Source organism: Microbacterium sp. GXS0129 (assembly GCF_044769785.1).
GTDB lineage: Bacteria > Actinomycetota > Actinomycetes > Actinomycetales > Microbacteriaceae > Microbacterium > Microbacterium nymphoidis.
Genome location: NZ_JBIZVZ010000004.1, coordinates 251,061 through 264,818 on the forward strand (window position 1 = coordinate 251,061; position 13,758 = coordinate 264,818).

Annotated in this window: 13 protein-coding genes; 9 read left to right on the forward strand and 4 right to left on the reverse strand. The window is 69.1% G+C overall.

Annotated features, from left to right (window positions below; genetic code table 11):
• Positions 1 to 8: 8 nt before the first annotated feature.
• Positions 9 to 380, reverse strand: a complete 372-nt coding sequence (locus ACIQJ5_RS13640; RefSeq protein WP_402844762.1) for a YbjQ family protein — start codon at positions 378 to 380, stop codon at positions 9 to 11.
• Positions 381 to 441: 61 nt separating this feature from the next.
• Positions 442 to 834 carry a DUF3224 domain-containing protein gene (locus ACIQJ5_RS13645; protein ID WP_402844763.1) on the reverse strand — a complete coding sequence of 131 codons (393 nt, stop codon included), beginning with the start codon at positions 832 to 834 and terminating at the stop codon, positions 442 to 444.
• Between the two features lie 93 nt (positions 835 to 927).
• On the opposite strand from ACIQJ5_RS13645, the gene ACIQJ5_RS13650 reads away from it, so the two are divergent.
• Entirely contained in the window at positions 928 to 1,368 is a 441-nt protein-coding gene (locus tag ACIQJ5_RS13650) for an HIT family protein (protein WP_231091506.1), read from the forward strand.
• A gap of 9 nt (positions 1,369 to 1,377) precedes the next feature.
• On the opposite strand, the gene ACIQJ5_RS13655 is transcribed toward ACIQJ5_RS13650, so the two are convergent.
• The gene (locus tag ACIQJ5_RS13655) at positions 1,378 to 1,983 is read right to left on the reverse strand and encodes a hypothetical protein (protein ID WP_231091507.1); all 606 of its coding nucleotides are present in this window, start codon (positions 1,981 to 1,983) and stop codon (positions 1,378 to 1,380) included.
• Between the two features lie 374 nt (positions 1,984 to 2,357).
• Positions 2,358 to 3,689 (reverse strand): APC family permease, encoded by a 1,332-nt coding sequence (locus ACIQJ5_RS13660; RefSeq protein WP_402844766.1) that lies wholly within the window; start codon positions 3,687 to 3,689, stop codon positions 2,358 to 2,360.
• Between the two features lie 825 nt (positions 3,690 to 4,514).
• Here ACIQJ5_RS13660 and ACIQJ5_RS13665 point away from each other — a divergent pair.
• From ACIQJ5_RS13665 to ACIQJ5_RS13700, 8 genes are all read left to right on the forward strand, one after another.
• Positions 4,515 to 5,282, forward strand: a complete 768-nt coding sequence (locus ACIQJ5_RS13665; protein WP_402844768.1) for a LamB/YcsF family protein — start codon at positions 4,515 to 4,517, stop codon at positions 5,280 to 5,282.
• Positions 5,279 to 5,896, forward strand: a complete 618-nt coding sequence (locus tag ACIQJ5_RS13670; RefSeq protein ID WP_402844894.1) for an allophanate hydrolase subunit 1 — start codon at positions 5,279 to 5,281, stop codon at positions 5,894 to 5,896. Before ACIQJ5_RS13665 ends, ACIQJ5_RS13670 begins: the two co-directional genes overlap by 4 nt.
• Complete coding sequence (locus ACIQJ5_RS13675; RefSeq protein ID WP_402844770.1) at positions 5,893 to 6,735, forward strand: biotin-dependent carboxyltransferase family protein; 843 nt, start codon at positions 5,893 to 5,895, stop codon at positions 6,733 to 6,735. The genes ACIQJ5_RS13670 and ACIQJ5_RS13675 overlap by 4 nt, the downstream gene beginning before the upstream one ends.
• Before the next feature lie 113 nt (positions 6,736 to 6,848).
• Complete coding sequence (locus tag ACIQJ5_RS13680; protein ID WP_231091511.1) at positions 6,849 to 7,031, forward strand: ribbon-helix-helix domain-containing protein; 183 nt, start codon at positions 6,849 to 6,851, stop codon at positions 7,029 to 7,031.
• Between the two features lie 2 nt (positions 7,032 to 7,033).
• A complete protein-coding gene (locus ACIQJ5_RS13685; protein ID WP_402844772.1) occupies positions 7,034 to 7,753 on the forward strand; it encodes a hypothetical protein in 720 nt (239 codons plus the stop codon).
• A gap of 152 nt (positions 7,754 to 7,905) precedes the next feature.
• Entirely contained in the window at positions 7,906 to 8,898 is a 993-nt protein-coding gene (locus ACIQJ5_RS13690) for a hypothetical protein (protein ID WP_402844774.1), read from the forward strand.
• 306 nt (positions 8,899 to 9,204) lie between these two features.
• Positions 9,205 to 10,023 carry an alpha/beta fold hydrolase gene (locus tag ACIQJ5_RS13695; protein ID WP_402844776.1) on the forward strand — a complete coding sequence of 273 codons (819 nt, stop codon included), beginning with the start codon at positions 9,205 to 9,207 and terminating at the stop codon, positions 10,021 to 10,023.
• Positions 10,024 to 10,259: 236 nt separating this feature from the next.
• On the forward strand, positions 10,260 to 13,751 hold the full coding sequence (locus tag ACIQJ5_RS13700) for a DNA-directed RNA polymerase subunit beta (RefSeq protein ID WP_231091515.1): 3,492 nt from the start codon (positions 10,260 to 10,262) through the stop codon (positions 13,749 to 13,751).
• Positions 13,752 to 13,758 lie beyond the last annotated feature (7 nt).

Below are 13,758 nucleotides of genomic sequence, written 5' to 3' on the forward strand. Positions count from 1 at the left end.
CCGTTTCGCTACTGCTGGGCCTGTCCCGCGGACTGGCTGGTGGCGCCCGGCTGCCCTCCGGGGATCGGGCTGACGACCACGGCGGTGCCGTAAGCGCACACCTCGGAGAAGTTCTGCGCGATGTCTCCGGTGTCGAAGCGCATCGCCACAATGGCGTTGGCGCCGCGCTGCTGGGCATCGGCGATCATGCGGCTCATCACGTCGTTGCGTGACTCGTACATGATCTTCGTGTACTCGGTCATCTCACCGCCGCCCAGTGACCGGAACCCAGCCACGAAGTTCTGGCCGAAGTTGGCGGAGCGCACGGTGAGGCCCATGACCTCGCCGAGCACGGCCTCCACACGATAGCCGGGGATCTCATTCGTCGTCACCACGATCATGCGTTGATCATGCCGCTGCGTCGACGCGGCGAGACGGAGGAACGCGGCGTGTCAGGGAGGGTCAGCCGGGCAGCGAGTAGCGCAGGCGAACGTGATGGACCTCCTCGGCGCTGAGCAGCTCGATGGTGCCGGCCAGCCCGATGAGGTCGCCCGTACCCGAGCCGGGGACGATCTCCCAGTCGAGATGCTGTCCCGCGGAGGTCATGCGGCCGAGTTGCGCCAGGGCGAAGGAGCCGGCGCGACCATCGAGTGAGCCGGAGACCACCTCAAGGGCGACGTAGCCGGCCGCGCCGAGGCGAGGATCACCGGCCGAGAGCATCACGCCGTCGCTCGTGCCCCGAATGGAGCCGGACCACTCCTTCGTCATGTCGAACCGACCGGTCTCGGCAACGAGGCCGGTGGCGGGGGTGAGGGTGACGGTGAACCGTGCTTCGACGACGCGCTCTTCGCTCATGCCGCGACACTAGCGCGGACCTCGGACACCACCGCGTGCGCAGCTGAACTCCTGCGGAATTCTGGATCGCCGCACGGGCGAAGGGCGTACGCTGTGGCCACATTGTTCGTCCGTGCCGCCGCGCGGGTGCATCGAGGAGGCAAGATGATCGACTGCCCGTTGTGCGAGATCACCGACGGTGCCCGTGCATCTTCCGTGCTCGCCGTCCGCACCTACGCCTGTGCCGTCGTGGATGAGAACGCGCCCGCGCCCGGTCGCGTGCTCGTCGTGCCACGGCCGCACGTGAGCCGCATCTCCGAGCTCTCCGACGCGCAGGCGACGGAGCTGATGATGCTCGCGCGCGACGTCGCCGTGGCGCTCGAGGACGCCAACATCGCGCTGGAGGGCGTTGTTGCCGAGGCGGGCAATGACGCCGTCGACGAGGAGAGCCACCTCCGCATCACGGTGATCCCGCGGATGACAGACGGTGTGAGTGAGCGCCAGCACGTCATCTCAGATGACGCACTCGCCGCGTTGCGGCGGGCGCTGGCCTGACGGGCTCCCTCAGACGAGGACGCTCAGCGAACCCGCGGCGTCGAGGCGCAGCAGCTGCGTGGTGACGGGTTTGGCGGCGGCCTGGTCGAACAGCTCCGTCGCGTATCCCCGCAGCGCGGCGACCGAGTCGGCGTCGTCCGCGCTGCAGATCAGCACGTGGATCCGGGTGGGGACCGCGACGGCGAGGTCGCCGGAGAGCTCGACGGCCGCACGCCAGCGGGCGGGGGTGAGCAGCACGGAAGCACTCAGGTCCATCTCATCCGGCACCGTCAGCCGGTAGCGTCCGCCGCCGCGCTCGACGGCGATGTCGCCCCGGCGGGCGAGGTTGAACAGCGCGCGCTCGCGCAGCGCGTCGGCATCCCCGTACGTCGGTACGTCGTCGATGGAAACGATCTCCCAGGACGGGCCGGGATCGATCGCGTACGTGACGTGGACCTCACCGGCGAGCGGCTGCGCGAACGGATGCTGGCCGGCCGGGAAATCCGGGATCCGGGCGAAGATCTCCGCGTTGGCATCCAGCCACTGCTGCCCAGACAGCATCGGCACGACCACATCCGCCGGATCGGTCGTCGGCACCGGTGCGGCAACGTTCTTCTTGCGAAACAGCCAGCTCATCGGATCCCCTTAACCTGTCGCCGGTGACGTCACGGCAACGCGCCCGACGATAGCAGAGCACCGTGACGGAGTCCGATCATGCGGTTGTGTGTGCGTGGGTGCGGGTGGTTTCGGTGTACTCGGCGGTGGCGGTGGCGGTGGCGGTGGCGGTGGTGGTGTCGGTGTGGGGTGGTGCGTGCGGCGTCGGGTGCTGGGGGATGGCGAGCGGTCGGATCAGGTGCGTTGGTGACGCAAGTGTGGTCCCGGCCCGACGGTGTGCGTGGGGTCCGACGGTGTGCGTGGGGGCGGAGGTGTGCGTGGGGTCCGAGGTGTGCGTGGGGTCCGAGGTGTGCGTGGCGTCGGAGGTGTGCGTGGGGTCGGAGGTGTGCGTGGCGTCAGAGGGACGCCGGAGCGCCGGGTTCAGTTGGGACACTGTCGGCGGTGGGCCTGGAACTCGCCGTGCGCGACGTGCGGGTGCGCCGCCGGCGCACGAGCGTGATGGTCACTGCCAGGAGAGCGAGCACGACGGCGGGCAGGAGTGATCCCGCCGCCAGCGCGAGGAGGCCGGCGCTGAGCGCCGATGCAAGGACCGCCATCCACCATCCGCCGCTCCAGCGCTCCAGGATGCGGACCGCGGCGATCATACCGAGCACGTAGATTGCGGTCATGCTGGACGTGTGCACGAGCACGAACGGCGCGAGCTCCAGTCCGCCGATGAGCACGAGGACGAAATAGCCCGTCATCACGACCGCGGTGAGCGCGAGCGCCCGTCGGGGTACGGCACCGGCACCCGCGCCGACGCTGAACCAGCGCGGGAGATCTCCGTTCTCCGCCAGGGAGGCGCCCAGCTTGGCGAAGGCGGCGAGGTAGGCGTTCAACACTCCGAGTGCCACGATGCCGCCCACCACGCCGACGGCCAGGCGCGCGACCGGTGAATCGGCGAGAGAGGCCAGATCCAGCAGCGGCGCACGGCTCGTGCCTGCTGATGCACCCAGGGCGCCGACGGTCACGACCTGCAGCACGAGATAGCACGCCCCCGACAGCACGAGGGTGACCGCGGTGCCGAGGAGGACGGCGCGGCGGGGGTCGCGGAACTCGCCCGAGATGTGGGTACCCACCTCCCATCCGGCGAAGGCCCACACGAACAGCACCACGGCCGTGCCGACCCCGCCGAGACCGTGCGGCAGGAAGGGTGTGAAGTTCTGCGGATCCACGGCCGGTGCCGCAGCCCACACCACGGTGACGACGACGCCCACGAGCAGTGCGGTGAGCACCAGCTGCACACCGCCGGCCGTCCGCACCCCGAACGCGTTGATCCCGAGGGGGACGAGCAGGAAGGCGAGCGCGAGCCACGGCACCGCGCCCGCATCGATGCCCACGGTCAGTGCGACGTACTGGGCACCGAGGACCGCGACCACCGGGCCGCCTGCGGCCACGCCGAACATGAACCAGTACCCGGTCATGCGCGCCGCCGTCGGCCCGAGTGCGCGGCGGACGTAGCTGGCCACCCCGCCGGGGTCGGGATACCGCGCCGCGAGCGCCGCGAAGGTTCCCGCCAGCGGAACCGCCAGCACGATGACGGCGGTCACGGCGAGGATCGAACCCGGACCCGCAGCCTCTGCGGCGAGCGCGGGGAGTGCGAGCAGACCCGTGCCGAGCACGGAGGCGATGTACAGGGCGATGCCTTCGACCAGGCCGATGCGGCCGTCTCGGGTGCGTGCGCTCACTCATCCATGGTGTCGCGGGCCCCCGACATCCGCCGTGCCGGATTCCGCCACTCGCCCTCCGGATCCTGCCATTGTGTGCGGGGTGCGGGCGGCCGGTGCAGGGTTGGGATCGTGTCGTGAAATGAGGAGAATGTGGCGAAACGAGGACTCCACGGCGGGTCTTGTCCTCGATTCACGACATGCTCCTCGTTTCGATGCGGCCCGCGAGCGGTGCGGTCGGGTGACCTCACCTGCGTGTTCCGATGCCACGTACCGGCCGAAGTCGTGTCGTGAGGTGAGGCGGCTGTCGCGAACTGGGGCGAAGCGGCGGCGGTCGTCGTCGGGTTGGTGCGTGATCCTGGTCCGATGTGGCCGAGCCTGGGAGGGGCTGCGTCGTCGTTTCGGTTGTGCGTGTGATCCGTGGTCGCCGCGGCCGGAAGCGATGGGGTGTGAGCGAGCGAGCTGCGTCGTCCGGCGTCTTGTGGCCGGGCCGAGCTCGTGTCGTTAAGTGAGGCGGCTGTCGCGAACTGGGGTGAATGCGGCGACGGTTGTCGTCGGGTTGGTGCGTGATCCTGGTCCGATGTGGCCGAGCCTGGGAGGGGCTGCGTCGTCGTTTCGGTTGTGCGTGTGATCCGTGGCCGCCGCGGCCGGAAGCGATGGGGTGTGAGCGAGCGAGCTGCGTCGTCCGGCGTCTTGTGGCCGAGCCGAAGTCGCGTCGTGAAATGAGGAGGATGTCGCCTAATAAGGAGAAGACAGCGGGTTTGGTCCTCGATTCGCGACATGATCCTCGTTTCGCGACATCGTCATCAGGGATCCCGATGGGGACGAGCGCCGTAGGGTGAGGGAATGGCTGCGTTCACGGTGGATCTGAACGCCGATCTCGGCGAGACGGTCGACGGCGTCGCCACGGCGGATGACGCGTCGATGTTCCCTCTGATCAGCAGCGCGAACATCGCCTGCGGTGGTCATGCCGGGGACGACGCGTCGATGCGCGCGTCGGTCGCACACTCCCGCGAGCACGGCGTCGCGATCGGTGCGCACCCGGCGTACCCGGACCGTGCGGGGTTCGGGCGCACGCGTCAGCACCTGTCGTCCTCGGACCTGCGCGCGTCGATCCTGGGCCAGCTCACCCGGCTGGTCGCCGCGGGTGCCGACGTCCGCTATGTCAAACCCCACGGAGCGCTGTACAACGAGATCGTCCACGATGCGACGCAGGCGGCCGATGTCGTGGCGGCGGTCACGGAGCTCTCCGCGCGGCTCGGGCGCGCGCTGCCCGTTCTGGGCCTGCACGGCGAGATCCAGCGAGCCGCCGCTGCCGCCGGCCTGCCGTTCTTCTCCGAGGCGTTTCTCGATCGCGGCTATCAGGCGGACGGCACCCTCGTGCCCCGGGGCGCTCCGGGGGATCTGCTGCATGACCCCGCCGAGGTTGCGCGCCGCGCTGTCGAGATGGTGGTGACCGGCTCCGTGACGGCGCTGGACGGCAGCCTCGTCGAGATCCACCCGGCGTCGCTGTGCGTGCATGGTGACAGCCCCGCCGCGGTGGAGATGGCGCGTGCCGTCCGCGCCGCCTTGACCGACGCGGGTGTCGTGATCCGTGCCCCGTGGCTCCGATGACGCCGCTCGTCGTGCACGCGTTCGGGCCGGAGGCGCTGCTGGTGGAGACGGCGGACGTACTGGCACTGCGGGCCGTGCTGGCAACACCTCCCGACGGGGTCACCGACGTCGTCCCCGCCGCGGCGACGGTGCTGGTGTGCTTCGACTCGTCCACGATCGCGCCCGGGGCGGTTCGTGCCTGGATCGATCGCGCGGCGGCTGATGCGGGCAGGATCGACGATGCCGATGCGTCGCCCCTCGTCGAGATCGACGTCTGCTACGACGGTCCGGATCTCGTCACGGCGGCCGCGGCGGCCGGGGTAGCCGTCGACACGCTGATCAGCGCTCACCAGCGCGCTCACTGGCGGGTGGCGTTCACCGGGTTCGCACCCGGCTTCGGCTACCTCGTCGCCGACGACTGGCCCTACCGGCTGCCCCGGCTCGCCGCGCCGCGCACCCGCGTGCCGCGGGGGTCGGTCGCGCTCGCGGACGGGTTCAGCGGGGTGTACCCGCGGGCGACGCCCGGCGGGTGGCAGCTCATCGGGGTCACCGACGCCACGCTCTTCGATCCGGATCGTACGCCCCCGGCTCTGCTCGTTCCGGGTGCGCGTGTGCGGTTCCGGGAGATGTCATGAGCCTGCGGATCGAAGCGGCCGGTCCCGGCACGACCGTGCAGGATCTTGGGCGGCCGGGCCTGCGCGCGGTCGGTGTCGGCTCCTCGGGTGCGCTCGATCGGCAGTCCCACCGCATCGCACAACGCCTGGTGGGCAATCGGGAGTCGGCGGCGGGGATCGAGGTCCCGCTCGGTGGGCTGCGTCTGCGCGCGACGCGCGATCACTGGGTCGTGGTCGCGGGTGCGGAGACCCCGGTGTACGCCGGATCTCGGGCCATCGATCTCTGGCGACCGCATCTGCTGCGCGCGGGGGAGCCCCTCGAACTCGGTATCGCCACCCGCGGCATCCGCGCCTATGTCGCGGTGCGCGGCGGTCTGGCGCTGCCCCCGGTGCTCGGCTCGCGCTCCACCGACACGCTCGCGGGTCTCGGGCCGGAGCCGCTGCGGGCCGGTGACGAGCTCGCCGTCGGTCGCACGCCTCTCCCGCTGCACCTCGTCGACCTCGCCCCGTGGCGCGTGCCGGGGGAGCACATCGAGGCACGAGTCGTGCCCGGGCCGCGCCGGGACTATCTCGAACCCGGCGCGTGGGATCTGCTGACCGGCGAGACCTGGACGGCGTCGACGGCCGCCGATCGCGTGGGCGTGCGGCTGGACGGTCCGTTGCTGCGACATCGCGGCAGCGCGGAGCTCCCGAGCGAAGGGATGATCCCCGGTGCCATCCAGGTGCCGCCGTCCGGCATTCCGACCATCCTCCTCGCCGACGGGCCGGTCACCGGCGGGTACCCGGTGATCGGCGTGGTGCTGGACCTCGACCGGATCGGACAGCTCCGTCCCGGTGCCACCCTTCGCCTGCGCGGCTGACGTTCGGTTTCAGAGCGCGCGATTGGCTCCGATATCGGCGCGGAAGCAGCCATGTGCGCGCAACGAAAGGCGGGTGCCTTGTGCTCTTGTATCTAGATTGCTAGCATTCGAGCATGACAACCGAACGGCGGGCTGGCGGAGACCCGGCGAAGGCGCAGTTCAACGTGTACCTGCCGCGCCCGCTGATCGTGGCGGTGAAGCACCGCGCGATCGACGACGGGACCAGTCTGTCGGCCCTGGTGGAGCGGGCGCTCAGCGAGTATCTGGATCGCGCACGAAGCGCAGGGGAGGAGTGATCATGTCGGTCACTGTGCAGGCCATCCGGTTCACCGATGATGTCTCCGCGATGCGCATGCTGCTGGAGCAGCTGGGGCTCGTCGCCGTCGTGTCCACGCCGCAATGGGCGGTGATGCGCTCCGGGTCCGGCGACGTGCTCCTGCACGCGACCGCGAACGCGGCGAACGGAGCACCCGCGGGATCGACTGAGCTCACCTTCGAGACCGACGACATGGACGCCCTCGCTGTGCGATTCGGCGTCACCCCGATGGATGAGGCCTGGGGGCGCTCGATCGAGATCGTCGACCCGCTCGGGGACCGAGTGACCGTCAACGCTCAGCAGGAGGACTTCTACGGATATGAGACGTCGCAGGCTCTTCCTGACCCGACGATCGGCGTCTGCCCCGTGCGATTCACAGATCCTCGGGGCGCCTACGGCGAATTCCTGACCCGGCTCGGACTTCATCAGAGCAGCCCTGACGATGACAGCTTCGTGGCGTACGGCGCCGACCACGGATCGGTTGGGGTGCACATCGCCCGGCCGGAAGAGACGATGCGGCTGCTCGCCGACGCACCGGGGGCGCAGGTGCATCTCACGCTGTCGACCACGGGCGATCCTGAGACGCTGGCCGCCACGCTGCGAGCCGCTGGGCACGATGTGCGGGTGGACACCACCTTCGGCACGATGCTTGAGCTCACCGATCCGGACGGTCGCTCCCTGCAGATCCACGCGGAATCCTGATTGGTCTCAACCGGTGCGGTTCGCGGCCGGGTCCCGTACCGATATTGAGACCCATGGGTGGGATGGTCTCAGTTTCGGCAACCGAAGCGTGCCGAAACCGCAGATTCTGAGACCGGCGCGGGCGTGACGTTCCGGCCGGTAGGCTCGGGACCATGACGGCGACGGTGCTCGGCATCCGCGTCACCGATGCCCAACTGGCGCGGTGGCGGAACTGGGCGATGCCTGAGGTCCAGCCCTTCCTCCTCACAGCGGACGAAGCCCGAGCGGTGAAGCGGGTGGCGCGGTCGCGGCGCTTGACGCCGGAACTGCGTGACACCTTCCAGCTGTATGCCGTTGCGGGCACTGGCGTCTACGCCATCGAGGCTGAGCCCGCGGGTGACGACGGGGATGCCGATTCGGTCGCGGGCATGCCGGAGGGCTCGCCCCCCGCCGCAGGCCCGGAGGCGAGCGGCGACTCGGAGAATTCTTCCGATTCGGAGGCTTTCGCGGACTCGGAGGCTTTCGCCGGCTCGGAGGCTTCCGCCGGCTCCCTGGGTTCCGCCGGCTCCCTGGGTTCCGCCGAGCGCACGGCGCTCGTGTGGCTCGACAAGCGGGGCGCCCGGCTGCTCAGCCGGGAGGCTCTGGCGGCTCAGCCCACGAAGCACCGCTGGCCCGGCAAGCACCCCGAACGCAGCCGAGATCGCGACACGGCCCGCACCATTCGCTGGATCGAGGATGGCTGGCCGGATTCACGGCACGGCGAGGTCTCGGAGGCCACGTGGCGTCGGGCGCGAGCCATCCTGCCGGACGTGCGCCGGATCGCCGGTCGCTTCCCGGCTCGCAGCGGGCCGAACTGCTTCGGTACCGTGATGGGTGCGGCGGGCGTCGACGGTGCTGCGAGCACCTGGATGCAGCGGGAGCCCTTCGAGCGCTGGCTGCGTGAGGCGACCATCATCGGCGGAAACGATGACAACCCCGGCACAGTGCTGGTCTGGCGCGGCACCGACGGGGCCGTCGAGCACGCGGCGATCACCATCGGCGACGGCTGGCTGCTGAACAAGCCTGCCCAGACCTGGTCGACTCCGGTCGCCGTGCTCTCGGTGCGGGAAGGGATCAATGCTTCCCGCGCCCCCGGACGACGGCTGGAGCGCCACACTCTCGCGTGATGGTGCCGCGGGGGGCACCGCCTGCTGTGCCTGGAGATGATGGCGGGAGTGCCGCATCGTCGCCTGCCGGTGCCGCGGTAACCGCTCCCGCGCCCCCGGACGACGGCTGGAGCGCCACACCTCGCGTGAGGGTGCTCGGAGTGAGCGCCTCCGTACCCTGGACAACGGCTGCGAGCACCACACCACACCCCACCCCACCCTCGCGCGAGAGCACTTCGGCCATCACTCGCCCCCGCGACCGCCGTGCCCGCCCGGCTCCGAACGTCCGCCACCGGGCATCTGTCGCCGGCGGCGTAGGCTCGCACCGTGGAACACGCGCGACTCGCCGACGGATCGACCATCGCCTTCGAACGCGTCGGTGGCGTCGCGGGGGAGCCGGTCATCGTCCTTCCGGGCGGTCCGTGTCGCGAGCCGGAGTATCTCGGGGACCTGGCGGGAATCGCCGGCGTGCGTCCGCTCATCGTGGTGCACTTCCGCGGGACGGCGGCGAGCCCCGATGCGTCACCCGGGTGGTGGCTCGAATCCGATGCCGTCATCGCGATCGCCGACCGCCTCGGGCTCGGACGATTCGATGTTCTCGGCCACTCCGCGGGCACGCGCGTGGCACTGGCGACGATGACGCGCCACCCCGGACGAATCCGCCGTGCCGTGCTCGTCACGCCGGCGGCGTCGTGGCTCACCGGCACCGAGCACGACATCGCGGACATCGCCGCCCGCCGCGCTGATCCGATCATCGACCACGCGCTCGCCGCCCCGGCGGAGATGCCCGACACCGAGGCGGGGTTCCAGGACGTGCTGCAGCAGGAGGCGCCGCTGGGCTACGCGCACTGGAGCGCGCTCGAGCAGCAGCACGCACGGGTCGGCACCACCACACGGGCGGCGACCCTCGGCTGGTTCTCCGAGATCCCCGGCGACGCACCGGCGCAGATCCTCGCAGCCGAACTCCCGCCGGTGCTCGTGGTCGCCGGTGCCGAGGACATGCTGAGCGGCGTGCGCCCGACGCTCGCCTACGCGCAGGCCCTCGGAGCCGAGCAGGCGTGGATCGCAGACTGCGGACATTATCCGTGGATCGAGCAGCCCGGGGAATTCCGGAGGATCCTGTCGGGTTGGATGACGGCGGGCTGACTCCGCGCGTGGTTATACACCGAGTCTCAGGAACCTTCAAGCATCAACGCTGGACGTGTCGCTAATCCGAGTGTATCGTGGGTAGTTGCGCTCGCATCCTCCTGCCCTCATATGGTGGTCGGCTGTTTCCGTGTCTCCGATCGTGAGGTCGGCTCGGAATTCGGGGATGTACGCGAGCGAGAAATCTCACGACAAGGAATCACGAGGCCCGGCCGGGGCCCATGGAGGTCATTCCCTTGGCAGCTGCGAGCAACGCATCCACCAACCCCAAGAACGGCCGCGCTCACAAGCGCGTCTCGTTCGCCAAGATCACCGACACGCTGACCGTCCCCGACCTGCTCGCTCTGCAGGTCGAGTCGTTCGACTGGCTCGTCGGCAACGAGAACTGGAAGGCTCGCGTCGCGCAGGCGCAGGCTGAGGGACGCACCGACGTCCCCGAGGTCAGCGGACTGGAGGAGATCTTCGAGGAGATCTCCCCGATCGAGGACCTCAGCGAGACCATGCAGCTCTCGTTCACGAACCCGTACCTCGAGCCCGAGAAGTACTCGATCGAGGAGTGCAAGGAGCGCGGTAAGACGTACGCGGCTCCGCTGTACGTCGAGGCCGAGTTCATGAACCACCAGACCGGTGAGATCAAGACCCAGACGGTCTTCATGGGCGACTTCCCGCTCCAGACCGACAAGGGAACGTTCATCATCAACGGCACCGAGCGTGTCGTCGTGTCCCAGCTCGTGCGTTCCCCGGGTGTCTACTTCGACAAGACCCCCGACAAGACCAGCGACAAGGACATCGTCTCCGCCCGTGTGATCCCCTCCCGCGGTGCCTGGCTCGAGTTCGAGATCGACAAGCGCGACCAGGTGGGTGTGCGCATCGACCGCAAGCGCAAGCAGTCGGTCACCGTCTTCCTCAAGGCGCTCGGCCTCACCAGCGAGGACATCCTCGCCGAGTTCGCCGGCTTCCCCTCCATCGAGGAGACCCTGTCGAAGGACACCATCCTCACCAAGGAGGACGCGCTCCGCGACATCTACCGCAAGCTCCGTCCGGGCGAGCAGGTCGCCGCCGAGGCCGCCCGCGCGCTGCTGGACAACTTCTACTTCAACCCGAAGCGCTACGACCTGGCCAAGGTCGGCCGCTACAAGGTGAACCAGAAGCTCGGTCTGGACGCACCGCTGACCGAGTCGGTCCTGACCGTCGAGGACATCGTCGCCACCATCAAGTACCTGGTGCGCCTGCACGCCGGTGAGACCTCCTACGAGGGTGTCCGCGGCGGCAAGCCCGCGGAGATCCGCATCGACGTCGACGACATCGACAACTTCGGCAACCGCCGCATCCGCGCGGTCGGCGAGCTCATCCAGAACCAGGTCCGCACCGGTCTGTCCCGCATGGAGCGCGTCGTTCGCGAGCGCATGACCACGCAGGACATCGAGGCCATCACGCCGCAGACCCTGATCAACGTGCGCCCCGTCGTCGCCGCGATCAAGGAGTTCTTCGGAACCTCGCAGCTGTCGCAGTTCATGGACCAGAACAACCCGCTCGCGGGTCTGACCCACAAGCGCCGTCTGTCGGCCCTGGGCCCCGGTGGTCTGTCTCGTGAGCGTGCGGGCGTCGAGGTCCGTGACGTCCACCCGTCGCACTACGGCCGTATGTGCCCGATCGAGACGCCGGAAGGCCCGAACATCGGTCTGATCGGCTCGCTGGCGTCGTTCGCGCGCATCAACGCGTTCGGCTTCATCGAGACGCCGTACCGCCGGGTCATCGACGGCAAGGTGTCCGAGACGATCGACTACCTCACCGCCGCCGAGGAGCAGGACTACATCGTGGCGCAGGCCAACGCCGTCCTGAACAAGGACGGCTCCTTCGCCGACGAGCGCGTTCTCGCCCGTCGCGGCAAGGGTGGCGAGGTCGACCTCTTCCCGCGCGACGAGATCGGCTACATGGACGTCTCGCCGCGCCAGATGGTGTCGGTCGCGACCTCGCTCATCCCGTTCCTCGAGCACGACGACGCGAACCGCGCCCTCATGGGTGCCAACATGCAGCGTCAGGCTGTGCCGCTGCTGCGCTCGGACTCGCCGCTGGTGGGTACCGGTATGGAGGGCTACACGGCCATCGACGCCGGCGACGTGGTCACCGCGCAGAAGGCCGGTGTGGTCTCCGAGGTCTCCGCAGACCGCGTCACCGTGCAGCTGGACGAGGGCGGCACGCAGGACTACTACCTGCGCAAGTTCGACCGCTCCAACCAGGGCACGTCCTACAACCAGCGCGTGATCGTCAACGCCGGTGAGCGCGTCGAGGTCGGCGAGGTCATCGCCGACGGTCCCTCGACCGACAACGGCGAGCTCGCCCTCGGTAAGAACCTCCTCGTCGGCTTCATGACGTGGGAAGGCTTCAACTACGAGGATGCGATCATCCTGAACCAGGACCTGGTGAAGGAAGACACCCTCTCCTCGATCCACATCGAGGAGTACGAGGTCGACGCCCGCGACACCAAGCTCGGCAAGGAGGAGATCACCCGTGACCTCCCCAACGTCAGCCCGGAGCTGCTGAAGGACCTGGACGAGCGCGGCATCATCCGCATCGGTGCCGAGGTGCGCCCCGGCGACATCCTGGTCGGCAAGGTCACCCCGAAGGGTGAGACCGAGCTCAGCGCCGAGGAGCGTCTGCTCCGCGCGATCTTCAACGAGAAGAGCCGCGAGGTCCGCGATACGTCGCTGAAGGTGCCCCACGGTGAGCAGGGAACCATCATCGCGGTCAAGGAGTTCAACGCCGAGGACGGCGACGACGAGCTCGGCTCGGGCGTCAACCGTCGCGTCGTGGTCTACATCGCCCAGAAGCGCAAGATCACCGCGGGTGACAAGCTCTCCGGCCGTCACGGCAACAAGGGCGTCATCTCGCGCATCCTGCCGGTGGAGGACATGCCGTTCCTCGCCGACGGAACGCCGCTGGACATCATCCTCAACCCGCTCGGTATCCCGGGTCGAATGAACTTCGGCCAGGTGCTCGAGGTTCACCTCGGCTGGATCGCCAAGCAGGGCTGGAAGGTCGACGGCAACCCGGAGTGGGCGAAGCTCCTGCCGGCCGAGGCCCGCGAGGCCGCTCCCGGCACGAAGGTCGCGACCCCGGTGTTCGACGGTGCGCACGAGGAGGAGATCTCGGGTCTGCTCGACTCGACCCTTCCCACGCGTGACGGCGAGCGCCTGATCGACCACACCGGCAAGACGACGCTGTACGACGGTCGCTCCGGCGAGCCGTTCCCGGCGCCGATCTCCGTGGGCTACATGTACATCCTGAAGCTGCACCACCTGGTGGACGACAAGATCCACGCGCGTTCGACGGGTCCCTACTCGATGATCACGCAGCAGCCCCTCGGTGGTAAGGCGCAGTTCGGTGGACAGCGCTTCGGTGAGATGGAGGTGTGGGCCCTCGAGGCCTACGGTGCGGCATACGCGCTCCAGGAGCTCCTCACGATCAAGTCCGACGACATCCTCGGCCGCGTCAAGGTGTACGAGGCGATCGTCAAGGGCGAGAACATCCAGGAGCCCGGCATCCCCGAGTCCTTCAAGGTGCTCATGAAGGAGATGCAGTCGCTCTGCCTGAACGTCGAGGTGCTCAACGCCGACGGCCAGCCCGTCAACCTGCGCGACACCGACGATGAGGCGTTCCGCGCCGCGGAAGAGCTCGGCATCAACATCTCGAGCCGCTTCGAGAACGTTTCGGTCGAAGAGATCTGACCCGCGG

Excerpts from the sequence above, each read along its gene's own strand:
- ACIQJ5_RS13640 (WP_402844762.1), bottom strand. The coding sequence starts at position 380 with ATGATCGTGGTGACGACGAATGAGATCCCCGGCTATCGTGTGGAGGCC.
- ACIQJ5_RS13645 (WP_402844763.1), bottom strand. The coding sequence starts at position 834 with ATGAGCGAAGAGCGCGTCGTCGAAGCACGGTTCACCGTCACCCTCACC.
- ACIQJ5_RS13655 (WP_231091507.1), bottom strand. The coding sequence starts at position 1,983 with ATGAGCTGGCTGTTTCGCAAGAAGAACGTTGCCGCACCGGTGCCGACG.
- ACIQJ5_RS13665 (WP_402844768.1), top strand. The coding sequence starts at position 4,515 with ATGGCTGCGTTCACGGTGGATCTGAACGCCGATCTCGGCGAGACGGTC.
- ACIQJ5_RS13670 (WP_402844894.1), top strand. The coding sequence starts at position 5,279 with ATGACGCCGCTCGTCGTGCACGCGTTCGGGCCGGAGGCGCTGCTGGTG.
- ACIQJ5_RS13675 (WP_402844770.1), top strand. The coding sequence starts at position 5,893 with ATGAGCCTGCGGATCGAAGCGGCCGGTCCCGGCACGACCGTGCAGGAT.
- ACIQJ5_RS13680 (WP_231091511.1), top strand. The coding sequence starts at position 6,849 with ATGACAACCGAACGGCGGGCTGGCGGAGACCCGGCGAAGGCGCAGTTC.
- ACIQJ5_RS13685 (WP_402844772.1), top strand. The coding sequence starts at position 7,034 with ATGTCGGTCACTGTGCAGGCCATCCGGTTCACCGATGATGTCTCCGCG.
- ACIQJ5_RS13690 (WP_402844774.1), top strand. The coding sequence starts at position 7,906 with ATGACGGCGACGGTGCTCGGCATCCGCGTCACCGATGCCCAACTGGCG.